The 20,759-nt window shown below is 47.6% G+C and carries 19 protein-coding genes, 1 tRNA gene and 1 rRNA gene; 18 read left to right on the top strand and 3 right to left on the bottom strand.

Annotation, left to right across the window (positions count from 1 at the left end; all coding sequences use genetic code 11):
- The first annotated feature begins 97 nt into the window (after positions 1 to 97).
- The 18 genes from rrf (at position 98) to ACN08Z_RS02230 (ending at position 17,405) form a co-directional block, all read left to right on the top strand.
- Positions 98 to 214: ribosomal RNA gene (gene rrf / locus ACN08Z_RS02145) — 5S ribosomal RNA — on the top strand.
- 194 nt (positions 215 to 408) lie between these two features.
- Positions 409 to 1,653 carry a hypothetical protein gene (locus ACN08Z_RS02150; RefSeq protein WP_419102962.1) on the top strand — a complete coding sequence of 415 codons (1,245 nt, stop codon included), beginning with the start codon at positions 409 to 411 and terminating at the stop codon, positions 1,651 to 1,653.
- A gap of 1 nt (position 1,654) precedes the next feature.
- The gene (locus tag ACN08Z_RS02155; RefSeq protein ID WP_419102963.1) at positions 1,655 to 2,650 is read left to right on the top strand and encodes an HAD-IIA family hydrolase; all 996 of its coding nucleotides are present in this window, start codon (positions 1,655 to 1,657) and stop codon (positions 2,648 to 2,650) included.
- Positions 2,637 to 2,834, top strand: coding sequence for a hypothetical protein (locus ACN08Z_RS02160; RefSeq protein WP_419102964.1), 198 nt, complete (start codon positions 2,637 to 2,639; stop codon positions 2,832 to 2,834). Before ACN08Z_RS02155 ends, ACN08Z_RS02160 begins: the two co-directional genes overlap by 14 nt.
- Entirely contained in the window at positions 2,831 to 3,559 is a 729-nt protein-coding gene (locus ACN08Z_RS02165) for a TlyA family RNA methyltransferase (protein ID WP_419102965.1), read from the top strand. The genes ACN08Z_RS02160 and ACN08Z_RS02165 overlap by 4 nt, the downstream gene beginning before the upstream one ends.
- Positions 3,560 to 3,606: 47 nt before the next feature.
- Entirely contained in the window at positions 3,607 to 4,566 is a 960-nt protein-coding gene (locus tag ACN08Z_RS02170) for an NAD kinase (RefSeq protein ID WP_419102966.1), read from the top strand.
- Positions 4,567 to 4,581: 15 nt separating this feature from the next.
- Positions 4,582 to 6,309, top strand: a complete 1,728-nt coding sequence (gene recN, locus ACN08Z_RS02175) for a DNA repair protein RecN (RefSeq protein WP_419102967.1) — start codon at positions 4,582 to 4,584, stop codon at positions 6,307 to 6,309.
- 29 nt (positions 6,310 to 6,338) lie between these two features.
- Complete coding sequence (locus ACN08Z_RS02180; RefSeq protein WP_419102968.1) at positions 6,339 to 8,021, top strand: CTP synthase; 1,683 nt, start codon at positions 6,339 to 6,341, stop codon at positions 8,019 to 8,021.
- Positions 8,022 to 8,175: 154 nt separating this feature from the next.
- On the top strand, positions 8,176 to 8,862 hold the full coding sequence (locus tag ACN08Z_RS02185; RefSeq protein ID WP_419102969.1) for an NUDIX domain-containing protein: 687 nt from the start codon (positions 8,176 to 8,178) through the stop codon (positions 8,860 to 8,862).
- A 12-nt stretch (positions 8,863 to 8,874) separates the two neighbouring features.
- Complete coding sequence (xerD, locus tag ACN08Z_RS02190; RefSeq protein WP_419102970.1) at positions 8,875 to 9,849, top strand: site-specific tyrosine recombinase XerD; 975 nt, start codon at positions 8,875 to 8,877, stop codon at positions 9,847 to 9,849.
- A 70-nt stretch (positions 9,850 to 9,919) separates the two neighbouring features.
- Positions 9,920 to 10,786: a ParA family protein gene (locus ACN08Z_RS02195; RefSeq protein WP_419102971.1), complete on the top strand. Its 867-nt coding sequence runs from the start codon at positions 9,920 to 9,922 to the stop codon at positions 10,784 to 10,786.
- A 108-nt stretch (positions 10,787 to 10,894) separates the two neighbouring features.
- Positions 10,895 to 11,764 carry a segregation and condensation protein A gene (locus ACN08Z_RS02200; protein WP_419102972.1) on the top strand — a complete coding sequence of 290 codons (870 nt, stop codon included), beginning with the start codon at positions 10,895 to 10,897 and terminating at the stop codon, positions 11,762 to 11,764.
- Positions 11,765 to 11,766: 2 nt separating this feature from the next.
- Positions 11,767 to 12,591 carry an SMC-Scp complex subunit ScpB gene (scpB, locus tag ACN08Z_RS02205; protein ID WP_419102973.1) on the top strand — a complete coding sequence of 275 codons (825 nt, stop codon included), beginning with the start codon at positions 11,767 to 11,769 and terminating at the stop codon, positions 12,589 to 12,591.
- Between the two features lie 103 nt (positions 12,592 to 12,694).
- Positions 12,695 to 13,675, top strand: coding sequence for a pseudouridine synthase (locus ACN08Z_RS02210; RefSeq protein WP_419102974.1), 981 nt, complete (start codon positions 12,695 to 12,697; stop codon positions 13,673 to 13,675).
- Positions 13,676 to 13,690: 15 nt separating this feature from the next.
- A complete protein-coding gene (locus ACN08Z_RS02215) occupies positions 13,691 to 14,839 on the top strand; it encodes a prephenate dehydrogenase (RefSeq protein ID WP_419102975.1) in 1,149 nt (382 codons plus the stop codon).
- Between the two features lie 20 nt (positions 14,840 to 14,859).
- On the top strand, positions 14,860 to 15,549 hold the full coding sequence (cmk, locus tag ACN08Z_RS02220) for a (d)CMP kinase (RefSeq protein WP_419102976.1): 690 nt from the start codon (positions 14,860 to 14,862) through the stop codon (positions 15,547 to 15,549).
- A gap of 31 nt (positions 15,550 to 15,580) precedes the next feature.
- Positions 15,581 to 17,155 (top strand): ribosome biogenesis GTPase Der, encoded by a 1,575-nt coding sequence (gene der / locus ACN08Z_RS02225; RefSeq protein WP_419102977.1) that lies wholly within the window; start codon positions 15,581 to 15,583, stop codon positions 17,153 to 17,155.
- 176 nt (positions 17,156 to 17,331) lie between these two features.
- Positions 17,332 to 17,405 (top strand) — tRNA-Pro (locus ACN08Z_RS02230).
- 68 nt (positions 17,406 to 17,473) lie between these two features.
- On the opposite strand, the gene ACN08Z_RS02235 is transcribed toward ACN08Z_RS02230, so the two are convergent.
- The 3 genes from ACN08Z_RS02235 to glpK form a co-directional block, all read right to left on the bottom strand.
- A complete protein-coding gene (locus ACN08Z_RS02235) occupies positions 17,474 to 18,034 on the bottom strand; it encodes a methylated-DNA--[protein]-cysteine S-methyltransferase (protein ID WP_419102978.1) in 561 nt (186 codons plus the stop codon).
- Positions 18,035 to 18,111: 77 nt separating this feature from the next.
- The gene (locus ACN08Z_RS02240; protein WP_419102979.1) at positions 18,112 to 19,032 is read right to left on the bottom strand and encodes an ornithine cyclodeaminase family protein; all 921 of its coding nucleotides are present in this window, start codon (positions 19,030 to 19,032) and stop codon (positions 18,112 to 18,114) included.
- Positions 19,033 to 19,183: 151 nt separating this feature from the next.
- The gene (gene glpK, locus ACN08Z_RS02245; protein WP_419102980.1) at positions 19,184 to 20,740 is read right to left on the bottom strand and encodes a glycerol kinase GlpK; all 1,557 of its coding nucleotides are present in this window, start codon (positions 20,738 to 20,740) and stop codon (positions 19,184 to 19,186) included.
- Positions 20,741 to 20,759: the final 19 nt, after the last annotated feature.

The following is a 20,759-nucleotide window of genomic DNA, read 5'->3' on the forward strand; positions in this document are numbered from 1 at the left end:
TTTGGCTTTGTTTTGTGTTTGTGTCCACTGTACGGTTTTCTAATAACAAACCACAAGAGTTATAAAACTTTTGCAGGTATTGATTATTAAATAGATTTGCGGTGATTATATCGTAGGGGAAACGCCCGGTTCCATCCCGAACCCGGAAGCTAAGACCTACCGAGCCGATGGTACTGCACTGGGGACGGTGTGGGAGAGTAGGTTGTTGCCGCATTATTATTTGAAGGAGGATTTCTTCCAGGTAAAACTGGTAGAAATCCTCCTTTTTTATTACCTATATTGAGTAACGTGTAAGAGAAAACGCATCAACACTTTTGATGTGTCGATAGCTCATCCTGAAATACCTCGATAAACTATATATTCAACGCCATAACGTGAATCATCTTCACAATAATAGAGGAGCATAATTTGTCTGACTACTCCCGCCGTGACGCGCGCCAGAACAACGATCGAAAAGATCAAGAAGGAAAAGCTCAACGACCTGACCGTCAGCGTTCTGCTTCTCGTGGAGAATACACAAAGAGTTTTGGCAACCACAAAAAGTTTAATGACCGTGGTCGTGACGGAGAAAAACGCTACTCAAAAGATACAGAACGTTCTTCTTCAGCCCGTCGCCCTTCCCGCGATAATAACCGCTCTGAACGTTCCTACCAAGACCGTAACAAAGCCGGACGACGCTATAACAACGAAAATAAACCTCAAGGTGGACATCGCCGTGGAGGAGTAGAACAGCGTGAAGAGCGTTTTGCCCGTAAAGAAGGCTACCGTCCGGCACGCCCACAAGCTCCAGAGCTAGACACTGATGTGACCGGTCGTGAACTTGAAGGATACATCCTTTGTGAGCTACGAGCTCTCGAAAAAGATAACGCCGAAGTTGTGGCAAAACATCTTGTTATGGCAGGACGATACCTCGAACTTGATCCACAATTTGCGTTAGAACACGCCGTTGCCGCTACTCGCCGTGCAGGACGTATTGGAACAGTGCGTGAAGCAGCAGGAGTCGCCGCATATGTTGCTGAAAACTATGACTTATGCCTTCGTGAACTTCGCACACACCGTCGTATCAGCGGTTCCAACCAACATTTAGCGCTACTAATCGACAGCGAACGAGCTCTAGGACGTATCGATAAAGCCCTAGAAATGGCAGAACAATTCCGCTTCGACCAAGACTTACAACCTGCAACTCGCGTCGAAATCGCTCTTGTACTTTCAGGTATTCATCATGATCAAGGCAACTTGCAAGATGCAATGAAAGCACTAGAAATCCCCGAGCTGAACAGCAAACGTGGATTCGAATACAGTCCACGTCTCTTCTCCGCATACGCGAATCTTCTCGAAGAAGCTGGACGAGGTAAAGAAGCAGCACGCTGGAATCGTCTTGCTTTCATGACCGAAGCAGCTTTAGGCCAAGGAAACTTCGTAGAGCCTGAAATTTTTGACATTCTCACCGAAGAAGAACTCCTCGAACCAGAAGAACCTTCAGTAGATATTAGTGAATTAGAATCCCAAGCTGAAAACTCGACATCACAAGCACCTACTGAAGAAGACACTATAGAAGAGACTGACTCAGCATCTACTGAAGAATCACCGGCTGAAGAAGAATCTTCTGTAGCCGACGAGAAAACTACCGATAAAACATCCAAAGAAGCATAGTATGTTAATCAAAAAACATGATGCTATTCTGAGCGACCTTGACGGCGTCGTCTACGCTGGACCACATGCAATTGACGGCGCACCTCAAGCGCTTAACCGTGCAGAAAACGAAGGTGTACCTGTCGCATTCGTGACAAATAATGCTTCACGAAGCGTCGAAACCATTGCAGAACACTTACGCTCTCTAGGGGTAGACACCTCAGCAGAACGTATTGTTAGCTCTGCACAAGCTGCAGCAGAACTCTTACGAGAACACCTTAAAACAGGGGCAAAAGTTCTGATTACAGGAACTCAAGATCTTGCAGACTGTGTTGAAGCAGCAGGTTTTAAAGCGGTTTACCACCAGACAGAAAATCCTCAAGCTGTTGTTCAAGGTTTTAACCCAAAAATGATATGGGAAAACTTAGCCGAAGCATCCTTTACCCTAGCGGACCCAGAAATTCTGTGGATTGCAACCAACACTGACTGGACTATCCCACAAGCCCGTGGAATGGCCCCCGGCAACGGCACACTAGTCTATGCCGTTGCTAAAGCAACGGGTAGAACACCATATATTGCAGGGAAACCAGAAGCCGCAATCTTCAGAACTGGAGCTCAAAAACTCAAGAGTAGCGCACCAGTTGTTGTAGGAGACCGTCTTGACACCGATATTCGCGGTGGAAATAAAGCCGGTATGGCAACTGCTTGCGTTCTGACCGGCGTAGAAAGCTATCAAAGTATTCTGCAGGCGCCAGTTCAAGACCGTCCAGACTATATTCTGGCCACATTAAACGACTTCTTCACAGAATATCCAACAATAAATATTAACGTTACCGAGGGCCTCTACAGGGCTGACGGTGCAGGATACTCTGCAGTAACCGACGGTAAGACCCTCACCGTGACCGGTCATGGAGAAGAACTTAACGCATGGCGAGTAGCTTGTGCTGCATGGTGGGCAGCACATCCACAACAAAAAGAAAGCTGCCAACCGGAAGAAATTATTCGTGACAAACGATAATGCACGCGACAAACTTTCCTCAGAGGAAGAAACTGAAAGATTAGATTCTTCCTACCTAGAACATTTTATCTATCAGCTAGAACAGGCCGAGACTCTAGATACCATGGACCAAAAAACTCAAGAACTTTGGTCCCTGATCAACGGGTTAGAGGACTATCTTCAAAAGGGTGACTCTTTAGAGTGAGACTCGATAAAGAACTCGTGAACCGTAACTTAGCTCGATCACGGACTCTCGCTCAGAAACTCATTCACGATAGTTTCGTGTCGGTCAACGGCGTCATCGTCACAAAAAGTTCCTACGACGTGCTACCTCAGGACACTCTTACGGTGCACGATAGTGAGCATACCCAATATGTGTCCCGAGCAGGACATAAACTGATGGGCGCATTAAAAATCTTCTCTGACGTTAGAGTCACCGGCAAATACTGTCTTGATGCTGGGGCCTCTACCGGAGGATTTACAGATGTCTTACTCCAACAAGGTGCAACGCACGTTGCCGCAGTTGACGTAGGACATGACCAGCTCGTTCCTGAACTACGAGAAGACCCACGCGTTAGTGTCTATGAGGGGATGAACGTTAGATATTTACGTTTAGAAGATATCGGAGGAGCAGTAGATCTTACTGTTTCTGACCTCTCTTTTATCTCTTTAACCCTGGTCATGGACGCATTAGCCCAAGCAACTAAAATGGGTGGAGACCTCCTGCTGATGATTAAACCCCAATTTGAAGTGGGCCAACATAAAATTGGGCGTGGGGGAGTCGTCAGCGATCCAACAGCACACCAAGAAGCTATCGAAAAAGTCTCTTTGAGCGCTAAAAGCTGCGGACTTAACATTGCCGGTCTTGAAAAAAGTCCATTACCTGGACAAGACGGAAATCAAGAATTTTTCCTTTGGTGTACTAAATAGTGCAGGCTAGCTCAACCTCAACGCAAAAGTGCCATAAGATTTATAAGGTGAGCACCTCAACACAAAAGAACTCTTTTTCTCGAAAAATTCTCGTCTTTGCACATACCGGACGTGAAGAAGCCCGACGGGCGGCACGTACCGTATGCACCCAGCTACACGAATCGGGGCTAATTCCCGTCCTTGAACGTAGCGACCTCGAATGTCTCGTTGAGGGGTGGCAAGACCCCGTACCCGTCGCGGTTGCTCGTGAAGCAGTAGCACTCGTTGACGTTGAACTAGGGATTGTCCTTGGTGGCGACGGCTCTATTCTGCGTGCAGCAGAAAAAGTACGTCACACAGATATTCCCCTCGTTGGTGTTAACCTCGGGCACGTTGGCTTTCTAGCCGAATCTGAAGAATCTGATCTTCAAGAGACCGTGCAATGCATCGTTGAAAATAACTACACCGTCGAAGAACGCATGGCTATTGAGGTAAAAGCATGGCACGGGCATCAAAAATTAGTCGAAACATGGGCTCTGAACGAAGCAAGTGTTGAAAAAAGTAACCGCGCAAAAATGATTGAGGTAGTTATCGAAGTCGACAAACGTCCGTTGAGCACCTTTGGGTGTGACGGGGTTGTTATGGCAACACCAACCGGCTCAACAGCTTATGCTTTCTCTGGTGGCGGACCTATCGTATGGCCAGAAGTGGAAGCAATGCTTATCGTACCGTTATCTGCACATGCTCTTTTCTCCCGTCCTCTCGTGACCGCGCCGACTTCTTTGCTTGCCGTTGAATTGTTGCCTCATAATGGGGTGACCGGCGTATTGTGGTGTGATGGACGCCGAACTATTGATTTACCCGCTGGTGCACGAGTCGAAGTATCACGATCAGATAAGTACGTTCGTCTAGCACGAATACATACAGCACCATTCTCCGAACGTCTTGTCGCAAAATTTGAACTTCCTATTCGCGGTTGGCGTGGACCCTATAACGCAATCCATGATGAAAAAGCATCCCAAGAATAAGAGAGACACTATTTTATGATTGAAGAGATTCATCTGCGTGACGTGGGTGTTATTACTGATGCTCGCCTGCCGCTAGAACCGGGGTTTTCTGTGTTGACTGGCGAAACTGGAGCCGGTAAAACAATGGTTGTTACTGCCCTCGGCATGTTACTTGGTGCACGTAGTGACGCTGGAACGGTACGAAGCGGTGCGAAGAACGCTTTAGCTGAAGCCGTGATGCGTTTGCCTAAAAACCATAAAGCTCTTGCTCTAGCAGAAGACGCTGGAGGTAGTTTCGACCATATTGATCAAAACCAGTGCGAATTGTTATTGGCTCGTACTGTCTCTGCTCAAGGACGTTCACGTGCTCATGTTGGCGGTTGTTCTGCACCTATCGGAAAATTAGCGGAAATTGGTCAAACCCTTGTGGCGGTGCACGGACAATCGGACCAGATTCGTTTGAAATCTTCTGCAGAGCAACGACGAGCCCTTGACTCTTATGCTGGTGATGAGCTGTCCAATATACAACGCGATTATCAGCAGCATTATGAGCGTTATCGCCATATTGTAACGGAGCTACGTCAAGTGCGCGAGAATACTCGTGAGAGAGCTCTTGAAGCGCAAACATTAGAAAGCGCTTTAAACGAAATTAACGCAATAGAACCTCTTCTTGGTGAAGATGAAAAATTAGCTCAAGAAAGTTTAAGACTAACAAATATTGAGTCTTTACGTTCTGCCGCGCAGACAGCTTTAGCAGCTTTAACAGGAGCAGAATACCTCGAAGCTGAGAGCGCTAACGTCCTTGCCTTATTAGATACAGCTCGTTCTGCTTTAGAGGTGGAATCTTCTTCAGACGAGCAACTGGCGGCGCTAGTGCAACGACTCAATGACGCGCTGATACAGATTACGGATATTGCTGAAGAGCTATCGTCCTATACCTCGAATTTAGATAGTGAAGGCCCCCAGCGTTTAGCACAAGTTCAAGAGCGCTTAGCTCAGCTGAAGACTCTTACTCGCAAATATGGTTCAGATATTGCTGAAGTGCTTCAATGGGCAGAAGAATCTCAAGAACGTCTTTTGACGTTGAACGATGATCCACACCGCATTGAAGAGCTTGAAGACGAACTGCAAGACCTTCGAGAACGTCTTCAACGGCAAGCTGAGCAGATGTTGCAGATCAGGCAGCGTACAGCGAAGAAACTTGCTCATGCTGTTTCTGAAGAGTTAAGCGCGTTAGCCATGCCTCATGCCGAACTTGTTGTTGACGTTCAAGAGAGCGCAAAATTCACGCCTTCTGGCAAAGACACTATTGAGTTTTTACTTAAACCGCATGAGAAGGCTACGGCTCGTCCCTTAGGAAAAGGTGCTTCTGGAGGTGAACTTTCTCGCGTAATGTTAGCGCTTGAAGTTGTCTTAGCAGAAGTCGACCCCGTCCCTACTTTTATTTTTGACGAGGTAGACTCTGGGGTAGGCGGTAAAGCTGCTGTTGAGATTGGGCGACGGTTAGCGATGCTTGCTCAACATGTTCAGGTTCTTGTCGTGACGCATTTACCTCAAGTTGCGGCTTTTGCTGATCAACATATTCTTGTGATGAAGAATGATGATGCTTCGCTATCGAAGGTTAAAGTGCTTGATGAACAAGAACGTGTCGTAGAGTTAGCTCGTATGCTAGCCGGACATGACGAATCTCTCTCTGCTCAAGAACATGCAAGAGAACTGCTGAAAAATGGGAAGAACATCTCACGACCTGCTCACGTGCAATAGGTGAGTGGTGTTGGCTCAGAAGAATATCAATGATAAGGTGGAATTCCGTGGCGAATGAAAAAAAGACTTCAGATAACGGCAAAGTAACACATCAGATTTTTGTGACTGGTGGTGTAGCTTCATCCCTCGGTAAAGGACTTTCAGCATCTTCTCTAGGGCGTCTACTACGCTCTCGCGGTCTATCCGTGACGATGCAAAAGTTTGATCCTTACCTCAACGTAGACCCCGGTACGATGAACCCCTTCCAACATGGAGAAGTTTTTGTAACAGATGATGGGGCAGAAACAGACCTTGACATCGGTCACTACGAACGTTTCCTTGACGAAAATCTCGACCAGTCTTCCAACGTAACAACCGGACAAGTCTATTCTACTGTTATCGCTAAAGAGCGTCGCGGTGAATACCTTGGCGATACCGTTCAGGTTATTCCTCATATCACTGATGAAATTAAACGTCGTATGAGAGTACCTGCAACACGCGAAGATGCACCCGATATTATCATTACTGAAATTGGTGGAACTGTTGGTGATATTGAATCTCAGCCGTTCCTTGAAGCTGCCCGACAAGTTCGCCGAGACGTCGGACGAAATAATGTCTTCTTCCTACACGTGTCCTTAGTGCCTTTTATTGGGCCTTCCGGAGAACTCAAAACTAAACCTACTCAGCATTCAGTTGCTGCGCTTCGTGGTTTGGGTATTATTCCTGATGGGCTCGTCCTTCGATGCGAACGAGAAGTTCCAGAATCTCATAAGAAGAAAATTGGGAACGCTTGCGATGTTGACCCTGAAGCAGTTATCTCTTGCGCTGATGCGCCTAGCATCTATGACATCCCTAAAACTCTTCACAGCCAAGGGCTAGACACCTATATCCTTGATTATCTTGGTCTTGACTATCAAGAGGCTGACTTTGCCGAATGGAACAAAGTTCTCACCGCTGTACACCAGCCTCAATCTGAGGTTAATGTTGCCCTCGTCGGAAAATATATTGACCTACCTGACGCGTATCTTTCTGTCTCTGAGGCCTTACGTGCTGGAGGCTTTGCAAACAACGCTAAAGTGAACGTCAAATGGGTAGCGGCTGACCTCTGCGCCACTGACGAAGATGCTGCACACCAACTACGTGAGATGGACGCAGTCCTCGTTCCTGGTGGTTTTGGTATTCGTGGTCTTGACGGTAAAATTGGGGCACTCAAATATGCGCGTGAACATCACATTCCAACATTAGGCATTTGCCTAGGTCTACAGTCAATGGTGATTGAATACGCGCGCAATGTGCTAGAAATTCGTGACGCATCATCAACAGAATTTGATCCTGAAACACCATCACCGCTCATCGCCACTATCAAAGAACAACAACAATTTGTTGAGGGCGCCGGAGACCTTGGCGGAACGATGCGCCTTGGCCTTTACCCCGCAACTTTAAACGCTGATTCTGTCGTAGCGAAGACCTACGGTGCTACTGAAGTTTCAGAACGTCACCGCCACCGTTACGAAGTTAACAACGAATATCGTGAACAGCTAGAAAAGGCTGGACTTGTTATCAGTGGTGTATCTCCTGACGGAAATCTCGTAGAATACGTTGAACTCCCTGAAGATGTACATCCTTATTACGTCGCAACGCAGGCACACCCCGAATACCGTTCTCGCCCAACACGACCACACCCATTGTTTGTTGGTCTAATTAGGGCAGCGCTTGCACAACGTGCAAAATAACGGGGTAATAAAAAACCTGAGGTAAGAAAGTCGGGTACTAGAGAAAAACACTCTGGCACCCGACTTTCTGTATCTTATCTATTATCGATAGTTGTACCGTATACCTCGGTTGTAGACTGATATATGTTTGAGACAATATCAGGAAGGTTCCATCATGCATCTCTCGTCAGAAGAACTGACCGATGATATCGATCCACGCCCCCTGCACCGGCGAGAACTCCTCTGCGGTGGTCGTATCTGGGATGTTGTGAGAGAAAGCGTCTCTCTCACCGAAGAATCAAAACCCTTTGAACGGGACTTCTTAGACCACCCAGGTGCTGTTGCGATTGCAGTATTGAATGAAGAATACCAAATTCTTCTGATTCGCCAATACCGTCACCCCGTGCGTGCGAACCTTTGGGAAATACCTGCTGGACTATTAGATGTGGCAGGAGAAACTCCTCTCGAAGCGGCACAACGAGAACTCGCTGAAGAAGCTTTTCTGAGAGCCAAACAATGGGATACGTTAATGGAGTTCTATAATTCTCCAGGAGGAAGTACCGAAACCTGCCGAGTATTCTTAGCACGAGATATTACCCCTATTGATCAAGAACACCAGCATATTCGAGAAGATGAAGAATCTGAGATTGTGATGCGTTGGGTCAACCTTGACGACGCGGTTACGGCCGTCCTCTCCGGAAGAATACACAATCCTAGTGCGACCAACGCGATTCTTGCTACCTATGTAGCCCATCAACAGAATTTTGCTCATCTTTATTCTGCTCACGCACCATTTGAAGCGCATCCTCGGTACAGAACAAAAGATTACATCGGGCCTATCAGCCCAGCAGAAAAATCATAAGATTATATTTCTATGACAACACCTTCAACACCAACAGCTGTACATCGTGGCATAGAACAATATCTACAATTTCTCACTATCGAACGATCCCTGAGTAAAAATACGGTGGAGTCCTATCGGCGTGATCTACAACGATACGAAACATTTTTGACGCAGAACGCAATTATTTCTCCTCGCGCCATCACCTCAAAACACATCCGTGATTTTGTCACCGAGCTTGCAACCAGAGACTCTCCAGAACAGAAACCGCTCAGCGTACGTAGCGTAGCAAGAGCTGTTGTTGCGGTGAGAGGACTACACCGTTTTTGGTTTAAAGAAAACACCACAAAAGACGACCCCGCATCTCATATTCAACCACCTAAAATCGCGTCAAGACTACCTAAAGGTATTTCTTATGAAGAAGTTAAAGCTCTTCTAGAAAGCCCCGATAAACAGTCCACCACAGGTCTTCGTGACCGCGCCGTCTTAGAGTTTCTATATTCCACAGGGGCACGTATTTCGGAGGTCCTTGCCCTTGACCTCGACGATATTTCTCTGCAAGAGCCCACTGTAGATACTTCTGAACAGAAACAGCGTACTGGCATGGTAAGGCTATGGGGCAAAGGATCGAAAGAAAGAATCGTTCCTGTTGGTTCGTATGCCGTACAAGCCATAGAAGAATATTTGGTGCGCGCTCGCCCCATACTTGCTCAGCAGGGCAAAGGAACCCCCGCACTATTTTTGAACGCTCGCGGTGGACGTTTAGGGCGTCAAGGAGCATGGCTCATGATTAAGAGCGCTGCAGAACGCTCGGGTATCGTCTCAGATATTTCTCCGCACACACTCAGACATTCTTATGCTACGCATCTGTTAGAAGGTGGAGCAGATATCCGTGTTGTTCAAGAACTTTTAGGTCATGCTTCACTGACAACAACCCAGATTTACACTAAAGTTACGGCAGAAACGTTACGCGAAGTCTTCGCTGCAACTCATCCACGAGCTCTTTAACCAGAGATAATTTGACTCTAGGCTGTACTCTAGAGAGAGAACAATTTTCGGTTTCATAAAGGTAATGCACATGAATAAATCTTTTGATGATCATTCACAGACTGGTCCAACAGGTCGTCCTTTGCGGACATACCCTGATCCTGCGCCACTGCAAACCCACGGCCCAGCTCGTATTATTTCTATGGTGAACCAAAAAGGTGGGGTTGGTAAAACCACCTCAACTATTAACCTTGGTGCGGCTCTTGCCGAATGCGGGCGACGCGTCCTACTCGTTGATTTTGACCCACAAGGTGCACTATCAGCCGGTTTTGGTGCTAATCCACACGAGCTAGACCTAACGGTATATAACGTCATGATGGACCGTAACGTTGATATTCGCGAGGTTATTCAAAGCACCAACGTCGAAAATATTGACTTACTCCCTGCAAATATTGACCTTTCTGCGGCTGAAGTTCAGCTCGTGAACGAAGTCGCTCGTGAACAAGTCTTAGCTAGTGCTCTACGCAAAGTGGCTCATGAATACGATGTTATTCTGATTGATTGTCAGCCTTCTCTTGGTCTTTTAACTGTCAATGCGCTTACAGCCAGTGACGGCGTCATCATTCCTCTTATTTGTGAGTTCTTCGCCCTGCGCGCGGTCGCCTTATTGGTGGATTCTATCGAGAAAGTGCAAGAGCGCCTCAATCCTAAACTTCAAATTGACGGTGTTCTCGCAACTATGTTTGATTCGCGTACCTTGCATTCTAAAGAAGTGCTCGCTCGTATTATTGACGCCTTTGGAGACAAAGTTTTCGATACCGTCATTAAACGAACCGTTAAATTCCCTGATGCAAGCGTTTCTGCAGAACCTATTTTGTCTTATGCTGCGACCCATCCGGGGGCAGAAGCCTACCGCCAATTAGCACGTGAACTGATCAGCCGTGGTGGTGCCGCCTAAACGTGGGCAAAGCTACCCGCTCATACCCTTGCACTTTTCTTCTGTTCTACGGCAGAATCGTGGTAAGGACATCAACCTATATCTTTTTAAGAAGGACCTGCTACATCTATGACGACAGAGCCGGTCGCTGCCGTGATGGCACCGACATCCACTACCTCAGACGAGAGAACACCAACACCCTTCAACCTTACTCTTGAGAACTTTGAAGGGCCGTTTGACCTTTTACTCTCCCTGATTACTCGCCGTAAACTCGACATCACAGATATTGCTTTATCTGAAGTGACCGATGAATTTATGGAGTATATTTCGGCTCTTTATCAGCAACACCATCCTCAGGCGTTAGATACCGCCAGCGATTTTTTGGTTACTGCAGCAACACTTCTAGAGCTCAAAGCTTCCCGACTATTACCACGCGATACCACCGCTGAAAATAACTATGATGCAGCCTTATTAGAAGCTCGAGACTTACTCTTCGCACGACTCTTGCAATACCGTGCCTATCGAGAAGTCTCAGAATACTTGAACACCAGATACGAGCAAGAATCACACCGCTTTGCTCGAGAAGTCGCCCTCGAACCTCATCTTGTAAAGGTTCTCCCCGAACTTGTTTTTAACACTGGCATCGAAGAATTTGCGCGCATTGCTGCTCGAGCATTAAAGCTCAAAGAGTTAGAAACAGTTCATACACCAGAACCAACCGTCAACACCGAACATTTACAAGAACCTCTCACGACCATTGCCGCAGAAGAAGAACATATTAAAGAACGCCTACAAGACGGCGAAGAAATATCTTTCCTCGAACTCTTACAAGGTACCAATGTCTATGAGATAGCTATCGTTCGTTTTCTGGCTCTTCTTGGGCTATACCAGCAAGGAGCCATTGCTCTACACCAAGAAAAACCTCTAGGAACGGTTCGTGTAACAGCGCAATACACCCGCGAAAAAACAACGTGCACACCCATAGCGCAGGAGCAATGAAAATGTCTGAATACCCAGAAGAATACGATTACACTGCCTCCGACCTTGAACTTCTCAATTCTGGTGCATGGAACCCCGAAGACGACCAAGACCATGAAGAAGAACAATACAACTTTTCAGATATTCAAAAGAGCGTTGAAGCTCCTGAAAACCCGTGGGAAGAACCTGAAAAAGCTGAAGAATACGCAACACAAAAAACCCAACAGAAACCTGTTGTTATTCTCAACGATGAGGACATCCCACGCGTTGAACTTCAACCGGGAGGCGCTAAAGCTGCCATCGAAGCTATCCTCCTCATCGCACAAAAACCGGTACGAACTCGAGAACTATCAGAAGCTTTACTCTTACCGGAAGACGCTATAGATAACGCTTTAGACCAGCTATATCGAGAATATAATGGTTATGTTGAACAAGATATCGTGCACGAACCTCGCGGGCTAGAACTCCGACGTGTAGCAGGAGGATGGCGTATCTACTCACGCGCAGATTTTAGCCCTTGGGTAGGGCGTTTTATCGGCTCAAAAGCAAACTCAAAATTGCCTAAAGCCGTGATGGAAACACTTGCAGTCATCGCCTATCAGCAGCCTGTTACGCGAGCGTACATTACAAGTGTTCGAGGAGCTAACGCTGATTCTGCAGTGCGAACCCTTCTCCAACGAGAGCTTATCGTCGAAACAACACCAGAACCTCACACACGGGCGCAACAATACATCACTACAGAACTTTTCCTTGAAAAACTTGGACTAGATTCTTTGGACGAATTACCACCCCTCGCCCCATACTTACCCGATGAAGACGACCTAGAAATAGCAACAAAAAACTTTTAACGAGCAGAACAGACTCCTATCTCAACACGGATAAAGACTCTTCAACTCGAACAGAAAAACTCAACACACTACGTGCTACTACAGCACAAACAGGAGAAAACACATGAGTGCACAGAAACCATCCGGCCGTTCACAGAACCGATCCGGCGCTAAAAATAATCGGGGAACCACCCACCGCAAAGGTGGAATCCCCAAAGGCGGTAAAGGCAATGGCGGAAAACGTTTCCGTTCTGGAAAACCGTTCGCACAAGAACGTGGAGAATACAGACCACAACGTAATAACTCCAACTACGCCGGACCCCACCGCCCCCGCCGTCCCCGTGCAGAACCCGTAGACCACTACGAATTTTACGAACAAGACGGCGTACGACTACAAAAAGTGATGGCTCAAGCCGGCGTTGCAAGCCGTCGCGTCTGCGAACAAATGATTACTGAAGGCCGTGTCACCGTCAACGACGAACTCGTGACCGAACTCGGCGTGCGCGTCAATCCTGAAGAAGTTAGCATCCGTGTTGACGGAATTACCATTCAAACTGACGAACGTAAAATCTACATGGCATTAAACAAACCTGCCGGTGTTGTTTCTACCATGGAAGACCCTGACGGTCGCCCCTGCATCAATGACTTCCTACGTTCCTCGATGAGTCAACGCGTATTCCATGTTGGCCGTCTTGACGTAGAAACTGAAGGGCTCTTACTGCTGACCAACGACGGTGAACTAACAAACCGTCTGACACATCCTAGCTATGAGATTCCTAAAACCTATTTGGTGCAAGTTCATGGACCTGTAGAACCTGGCGTGGGCGCACACATGAAAAAGGGCATTCGTCTTGAAGACGGCGTCTCACGAGTAGATAGCTTCAAACTTGTAGACTCTACCCCCGGACACGTCCTCATTGAAGTAACAATCCACTCCGGTAAAAACCGTATCGTACGCCGTCTATTCGACGCCGCAGGATACCCAGTAGAGAAACTCGTTCGTGTACAAATGGGCCCCGTACGTATTGGCTCCCAAAAACAAGGAACGATCCGCAACCTCTCCAAAGTCGAAATTGGCCAGCTCCTCGCTTCCGTAGGCCTCTAAACAAGAGAAAAAACGATGAGCATATCACCTCATACCGGGACGTACCCACAGCCGCCAGTTCTTATTATCGGAACCGGACTGCTGGGGGCCTCCGTAGGGCTCTGCCTTCGTACTCAAGGCAGAGACGTCTACCTCGTAGACGTCTCTCCTACAGTAGAAGCCATTGCTGAAGACATAGGCGCAGGAATATCTGTTCACAAACGTGCTCAAGAACGCGGACTTGAGAGCTCAGAACTTGCACAACTGCTACCTGAAGCACCACAACTTGTGGTGGTCGCTGCTCCGCCCGATGTTGTAGCACACATCGTCATCGAACAACTACAACAATGGCCTGACGCAACGGTAATAGACCTTGCCTCTGTCAAAGCACCTATTGCCCAAACCGTTCTTGCCTCTTCGACAGAGGCACACCGTTATGTGGGCGCACACCCCATGGCAGGACGAGAACGTTCAGGGCCTGTTGCTGCACGTGCAGAACTCTTTACCTCACGCCCCTTTGTCATCTGCCCACACCAAGATTCTTCCGAAGAATCTATCAGAATTGCTCACCACTTAGGTGCAGAGCTTGGCTCCATCGTGACAACCATGGACGCTCAAGAACACGACCGCGCTGTGGCACGTATTTCACACGTGCCACAGGTCATGAGTTCTCTACTTGCTTCCCGACTACAGGAAACACCCCTACACGCACTATCTTTAGCAGGACAAGGCTTACGAGACACCGTTCGTATCGCAGGGTCTGAACCAACCTTATGGACGCAGATTCTGGCAGCTAACGCTGAGCCTGTCCGTGAAACACTGCACGAGATACGTCAAGAACTAGACCGAATCATTTGTAGTCTTGAAAACCCTCAGATGCAGGGCGCTCGCTTGAGTATCGCGCAGATGATACGTGATGGTAATGCTGGTGTGGCACGTATCCCCGGAAAACATGGGGGTGCGCCTTCTGCGTTCTCACAGATTGTAGTATTGGTTGAAGACACTCCTGGGACTATCGCTCAACTCTTACAAGAAATTGGTGAGTTGGGTGTGAACATTGAGGACTTACGTCTTGAACATTCTCCAGGACAGCCGGTTGGCATGGTAGAGCTTTCGGTCAACCCTAATGAGCATGAAAAACTAGTTGAAGATTTGACGAACGCCGGCTGGAAAGTCGTTCGATAAAGATGAAGGAAGACAAGACGATGAAAGAACTTGTAATCGCGATTGATGGACCTTCTGGTTCTGGAAAATCCTCAGTCTCTGAGCAGATTGCACGGCACTACCAGTTGGCGTACCTAGACACTGGAGCGATGTACCGTGCCCTGACTTGGTATTGCTTAGAAGAAAATATAGATCTTAACCGTCTATCAGCAATTATTGAGGCAGCACAGCGTTTCCCGCTAGAACAAAGTACCACCGTTGATGAGAAGTTCTTGAAAGTGGACGGTGTAGAAGTATCTGAGCAGATTCGTTCCCCGCGCATTTCAGAGTCTGTTTCTGCTGTTGCTTCCATCCCCGAAGTGCGGTCTTTACTGGTTGCCCAACAGCGTCAAATCATCGAAGACTGCGGACGGCGTATCGTCGTTGAAGGTCGAGATATTACAACTGTTGTAGCGCCGGATGCTCATGCGCGTGTACTGCTGACAGCTTCTGAAGAGGTTCGAATGGTTCGTCGTGGTATTCAGCTTGGAGGAACACAGAACCAGCAGCAGCTACAAAAACAGGTTGCTGAACGTGACGCCAAAGATTCCCAAGTGAATAACTTTATGGAAGCTGCTGAAGGCGTCGCTTTGGTAGATTCGTCTGAACTAGATTTTGAACAGACGATTCTTGCTGTGCGTCAAGCCATCGAAGAGCAGATTCAATCCAATAGTGCATTAGACTTGAACTAAATAGAATAAGAGCGAAGAGAAAAGAATTTCTATGGTAGAGAATACTACGCCAGAGCGCGATGAATATGAGAAAAAATATCTAGGCGACGGTAACGACAACGTATCAGAACGTTTAGCGCAGATTGATGACGAGACCGCTGAACAGCGTGCTGAAGCGTTACGTGCAGGTCTTGAAGACTACGCTCTAGAAGATGAAGACCGCCAGCTACTTGGCGCATGGGGCTTCGACATTAACGAGAACGAGACCGAAGAAGCTGACCCCGTTGTTGCTATTGTCGGCCGTCCAAACGTCGGTAAATCCACTATTATTAACCGTATTTTGGGGCGCCGTGAGGCTGTTGTAGAAGACAAGCCGGGTGTAACTCGTGACCGTGTCTCTTATAAAGCAGAGTGGAACGGAAAAGATTTCACTCTTGTTGACACCGGCGGATGGGAAGCTGATGCTAAAGGCATCGATGCGCAGGTTGCTGCTCAAGCCGAAATTGCTGTAGCTCATGCTGACGTCGTGCTATTAGTAGTAGATGCAATGGTTGGTATTTCTGCAACGGATGAAGCAATTGTTCGTATGCTACGTCGTATTGATAAGCCTCTTTTGCTGATTGCTAACAAGGTGGATGCTGAACATCAAGAGGCAGAAATTCATAACCTGTGGTCTTTGGGTATGGGACAGCCTTATCCGGTGTCTGGTTTGCACGGTCGTGGACTTGCCGACCTTCTCGATGCGTTGTACGAAGTGATGCCTGAACATTCTCAGTATGCTGAGCCAGAAGCGTTAGGTGGTCCTCGTCGTGTAGCTCTTGTAGGTCGTCCCAACGTGGGTAAATCATCGCTGTTGAACAAACTTGCTGGTGAAGAACGAGCTGTGGTGAACGACCTTGCTGGCACAACGCGTGACCCTGTAGACGAGATTGTGGAGCTAGGGGACCGCCCTTGGCGTTTTGTTGATACCGCAGGTATCCGTCGCCGTGTGCATATGGCAAAGGGAGCGGACTTCTATGCTTCTTTGAGGACGCAGACTGCTATTGAACGTTCTGAAGTGTGTGTTGTTCTACTCGATGTTTCTGAGACTATCTCTGAACAGGATATTCGTATTATTCAGCAAGTTGTTGATTCTGGGCGCGCTCTCGTGCTGGCCTTTAACAAGTGGGACACTCTTGATGAAGAACGTCGAGACCAGCTAGAACGTGAAATTGATCGTGACCTTGCCCATGTTGCGTGGGCTCCTCGCGTCAATATTTCTGCACGTACGGGATGGCACAAGGACAAACTTGTTCCTGCTTTGGAAACAGCTCTTGAATCATGGGATTCTCGTATTCCTACAGGTCGTCTTAACGCTTTCTTGGGTGAGATTGTTGCTGCTCATCCGCATCCGCTACGTGGTGGTAAGCAGCCTCGTATCCTGTTTGGTACACAGGTGTCTTCTCGCCCTCCAAAGTTTGTTCTCTTTACAACTGGTTTCTTGGACCCTGGATATCGTCGGTTCATTATGCGTCGTTTGCGTGAGACCTTCGAATATACGGGTACTCCTCTTGAAATTTCGATGCGTGTGCGTGAACGCCGTCAACTTGATAAGAAGCGTCAGTCTTCTAAAGGCTCTCGCCGCTAAATAGTATCTATTGTGTGATGCTGTGTTGCGTATGGTGTATCTCATGAACTGACGCAACACAGTATCAATGTGAGCTAAGACTCCAAACTTTTTAGGTTGTGAGTTTGTATTCATTCTCATGGGTGCTGTATAGTTGTCTAGGTGCTAGAAAGCCTAAGGCTTTCTATAGAGCATTTCGGGTTGTGGCGCAGCTTGGTAGCGCACTTGACTGGGGGTCAAGGGGTCGCAGGTTCAAATCCTGTCAACCCGACATATAAAAGCCGTGATAAAAACTTATTGTTTTTATCACGGCTTTACTTGTTCCTCTACTCTTATTCTCTAGAAAAGACGCTCACCAGCTAGCTCTCGAGAACGTTCTAACTCTAATAGCCACTGTTTTGCCGAAAGGCCACCGGCATAACCGGTCATTTTCCCGCCTGCCCCAAGAACCCTATGACATGGGATAAAAATAATACAGGGATTACGTCCTACCGCCTGACCCACGGCTTGAGCTGGCGCCCCAGGACCGACAATACGACTAATCGCACCATAGGTATTGGTGTACCCATAACGAATATCCGAGACAAGATTCCACACCGCTAGCTGGAAATCTGTTCCTTCTGGCCGAAGAGGAACTTCAAAAACAATACGTTGCCCCTGAAAATATTCTTCTAACTCTTTGACTGCCTGAGAAAGAACAGTATGCTCGTCCGCTGAAATCAATGTTCCAAGATGATTCTCATCAGGAAAATACTTCTGGCCCTCTAACCAAGCACCAACTAACGCATCCTCCTCAGCACAGAGAAAAATAGTACCAATCTGTGTAGAACAGGTGGTATAGAAACGTGGTTGCACATCATCTGCTCTTTCTTCAACCGTACTGGATAAAGACTCAGGCATGAGGAACACCTTTCGCACCATATATCATGATGGCGCCTTGAGAAGATACGTAATAATAACTCTAGGATACCGCTATCTTAGGGTTGAACAGCAGCTACGATGGCTTCTGCCAATGTTAAATCTTCCCAACCCATACCTGATGTTTTAAAAACAATAGGACAACCAGCCTGCACCTTCACACGTTCTGAAACAACATCACACAGAGAATACAATTCTTCTTCTGATAACACACCATCTTCAATAGCGCAGATGACATCACCACATTCGCGAAGAGCAGTTGCCCGATCTTCAACAATCACCTCAGCAACTTCCATCACCGAAGAACTTACTTCTCGTGCCTGCGGAGTATGAGAACCTACCGCAACGATAATAGCGTGAGGGTTAACATCTTCTACCTCAAAGAGGGGCGTGGACGAAGTCGTGGTACAAAGAATGAGCTCTGCCTGTTTGAGGACATGAGCAGCGTCCTGAGAACCAGCCTGAACCCACTGTGTTATATCTTCTGGCTGGGTACGGCTGATAAAAGTATGCTCTACTGGACGTATTGCCTCGAGCGTATTTTCGAGGGTCTTAAGATGGGCGCGTCCTTGTGCGCCACAACCAAAAATGACGGTTTTTAGTGGTTCTGAAGAATCAGAAATATACGGGTAAACACCAGCAATAGAAACCGCTGACGTACGGATATCAGTTAGTGCCACACCATCAAGAACATGTGTTGGGGCTAAAGTCTGTGCGTTAAAGAGAAGATAAGAGCCCTGAATCAAAGGGACGTCAGGGCGTGCAGAGGTATCTGCACAACTGAGTATTTTCATTCCGAAACTATGAGAAGTATAGGATGGCATCATGAGCAATTGCGCATAGGGCATATCCATTCTTTGACGAGGATAATCATTACTTGGATCATAGCCATTTCTTAAAGTATTCCTCAGCGCGTGTACCGCTTGTGCAGGGGAAAAATGGTCGAGAATATTCTGATACGAAAGATAAGTAATGCTCATATTTTCACCCTCTCAAAAACCAGCATAAAAATCTGCTATTAAGCCTAACGCTGAGCCGTAAGCGTCATAAATACTCACGTTGGAGTAATAACAACACCTACGACTCAGCGTTAGTGAATTCAGCTATCGAGAAGTGAAAATGACAATAGCTTTAGTCTTGGTCTACGTCCTCATCGACCCAGTCTAGAGTCTTGGCTACGGCCTTCTTCCAGAGGCGGTATTGACGTTCCACTTCTTCAGTTGGCATCTGAGGAATCCAACGCTGATCCTCAGACCAGTTTGCGGTCACGTCTTCTTCTCCCGTCCAGAAGCCCACAGCGATACCTGCAGCATAAGCGGCACCCAATGCAGTGGTTTCAATGACCTTAGGACGAATAACCGGTACCCCCAGAATATCTGCCTGGAATTGCATGAGGAACTCGTTTGCCGTCATTCCACCATCAACACGTAGCTCAGAAAGATCAACGTTAGTTCCTGCAGCCTGTGCATCGGCGTTCATTGCGTCGAGAACCTCACGAGTCTGCCAAGCGGTAGACTCAAGAGCAGCACGAACAATATGTGCACGGTTAACATAGCGGGTCAGACCAACGATAACGCCACGTGCATCTGGACGCCAATGTGGTGCAAAGAGACCAGAGAACGCCGGAACAACGTAGCATCCACCAGAATCTTCAACGCTTGTAGCAAGAGCTTCGGAATCTGCCGCGTTATCAATCATCTTCAGGTTATCGCGAAGCCACTGGATGAGTGAACCAGAAACAGCAACAGAGCCTTCCAACGCGTAGACAGGTGCTTGGTCGCCAATCTTATAAGCAACGGTTGTGAGCAAACCATTCTCAGAGATAACAGGTTCTTCGCCGGTGTTCATCAACATGAAGTTACCGGTTCCGTAGGTATTTTTCGCCATACCTTTTTCAAAGCATGCCTGACCGAAAGTTGCTGCCTGCTGGTCGCCAAGAATACCTGCAATAGGGGTGCCGTTGAGAAGTCCCTGGGAACGACCGTATCCGTACACCTCGGAGGAAGACTTAATTTCGGGGAGCATAGACATGGGGATGCCCATATCTGCTGCAATGTTTTCGTCCCACTCAAGGGTGCGAATGTTCATGAGCAGAGTACGGGAGGCATTGGTGACGTCAGTAACGTGGACGCCTCCATCGACACCGCCGGTCAGGTTCCAGAGAACCCACGTATCGGTGTTGCCAAAGAGCAAATCGCCGGCTTCTGCTTTTTCACGTGCACCTTCGACATTGTCGAGAATCCACTTGACCTTAGGTCCAGAGAAATAGGTGGCCAAGTTGAGACCAACAATATCGTGGTATTTGCCAGGGCCAGCTTCGCCGCCTAGCTCATCACAAATTTTTTGAGTGCGGGTATCCTGCCACACAATAGCGTTGTATACAGGCTTACCGGTGGTCTTATCCCATACAACAGCAGTTTCACGCTGGTTGGTGATACCTACCGCTGCAATTTCGTGGTGGTTGACCTCAGCTTTGGTCATGCACTGACCAACTGCTTGGCGGACGTTCTCCCAGATTTCCATAGGGTCGTGTTCTACCCATCCAGCCTTTGGGAAAATCTGTTCGTGCTCAAGCTGTCCGATAGATTTAATCTCGCCGCTCTTGTTGAAGAGAATCGCGCGAGAGCTGGTTGTTCCCTGGTCGATGGAAAGAATGTACTTCTTACGCTCGGGGAGAGTGGTAGTCATAATGTCACTTCCTTGTGAA

Origin of the sequence: Rothia sp. P7181 (genome assembly GCF_048513015.1) — a bacterium.
GTDB lineage: Bacteria > Actinomycetota > Actinomycetes > Actinomycetales > Micrococcaceae > Rothia.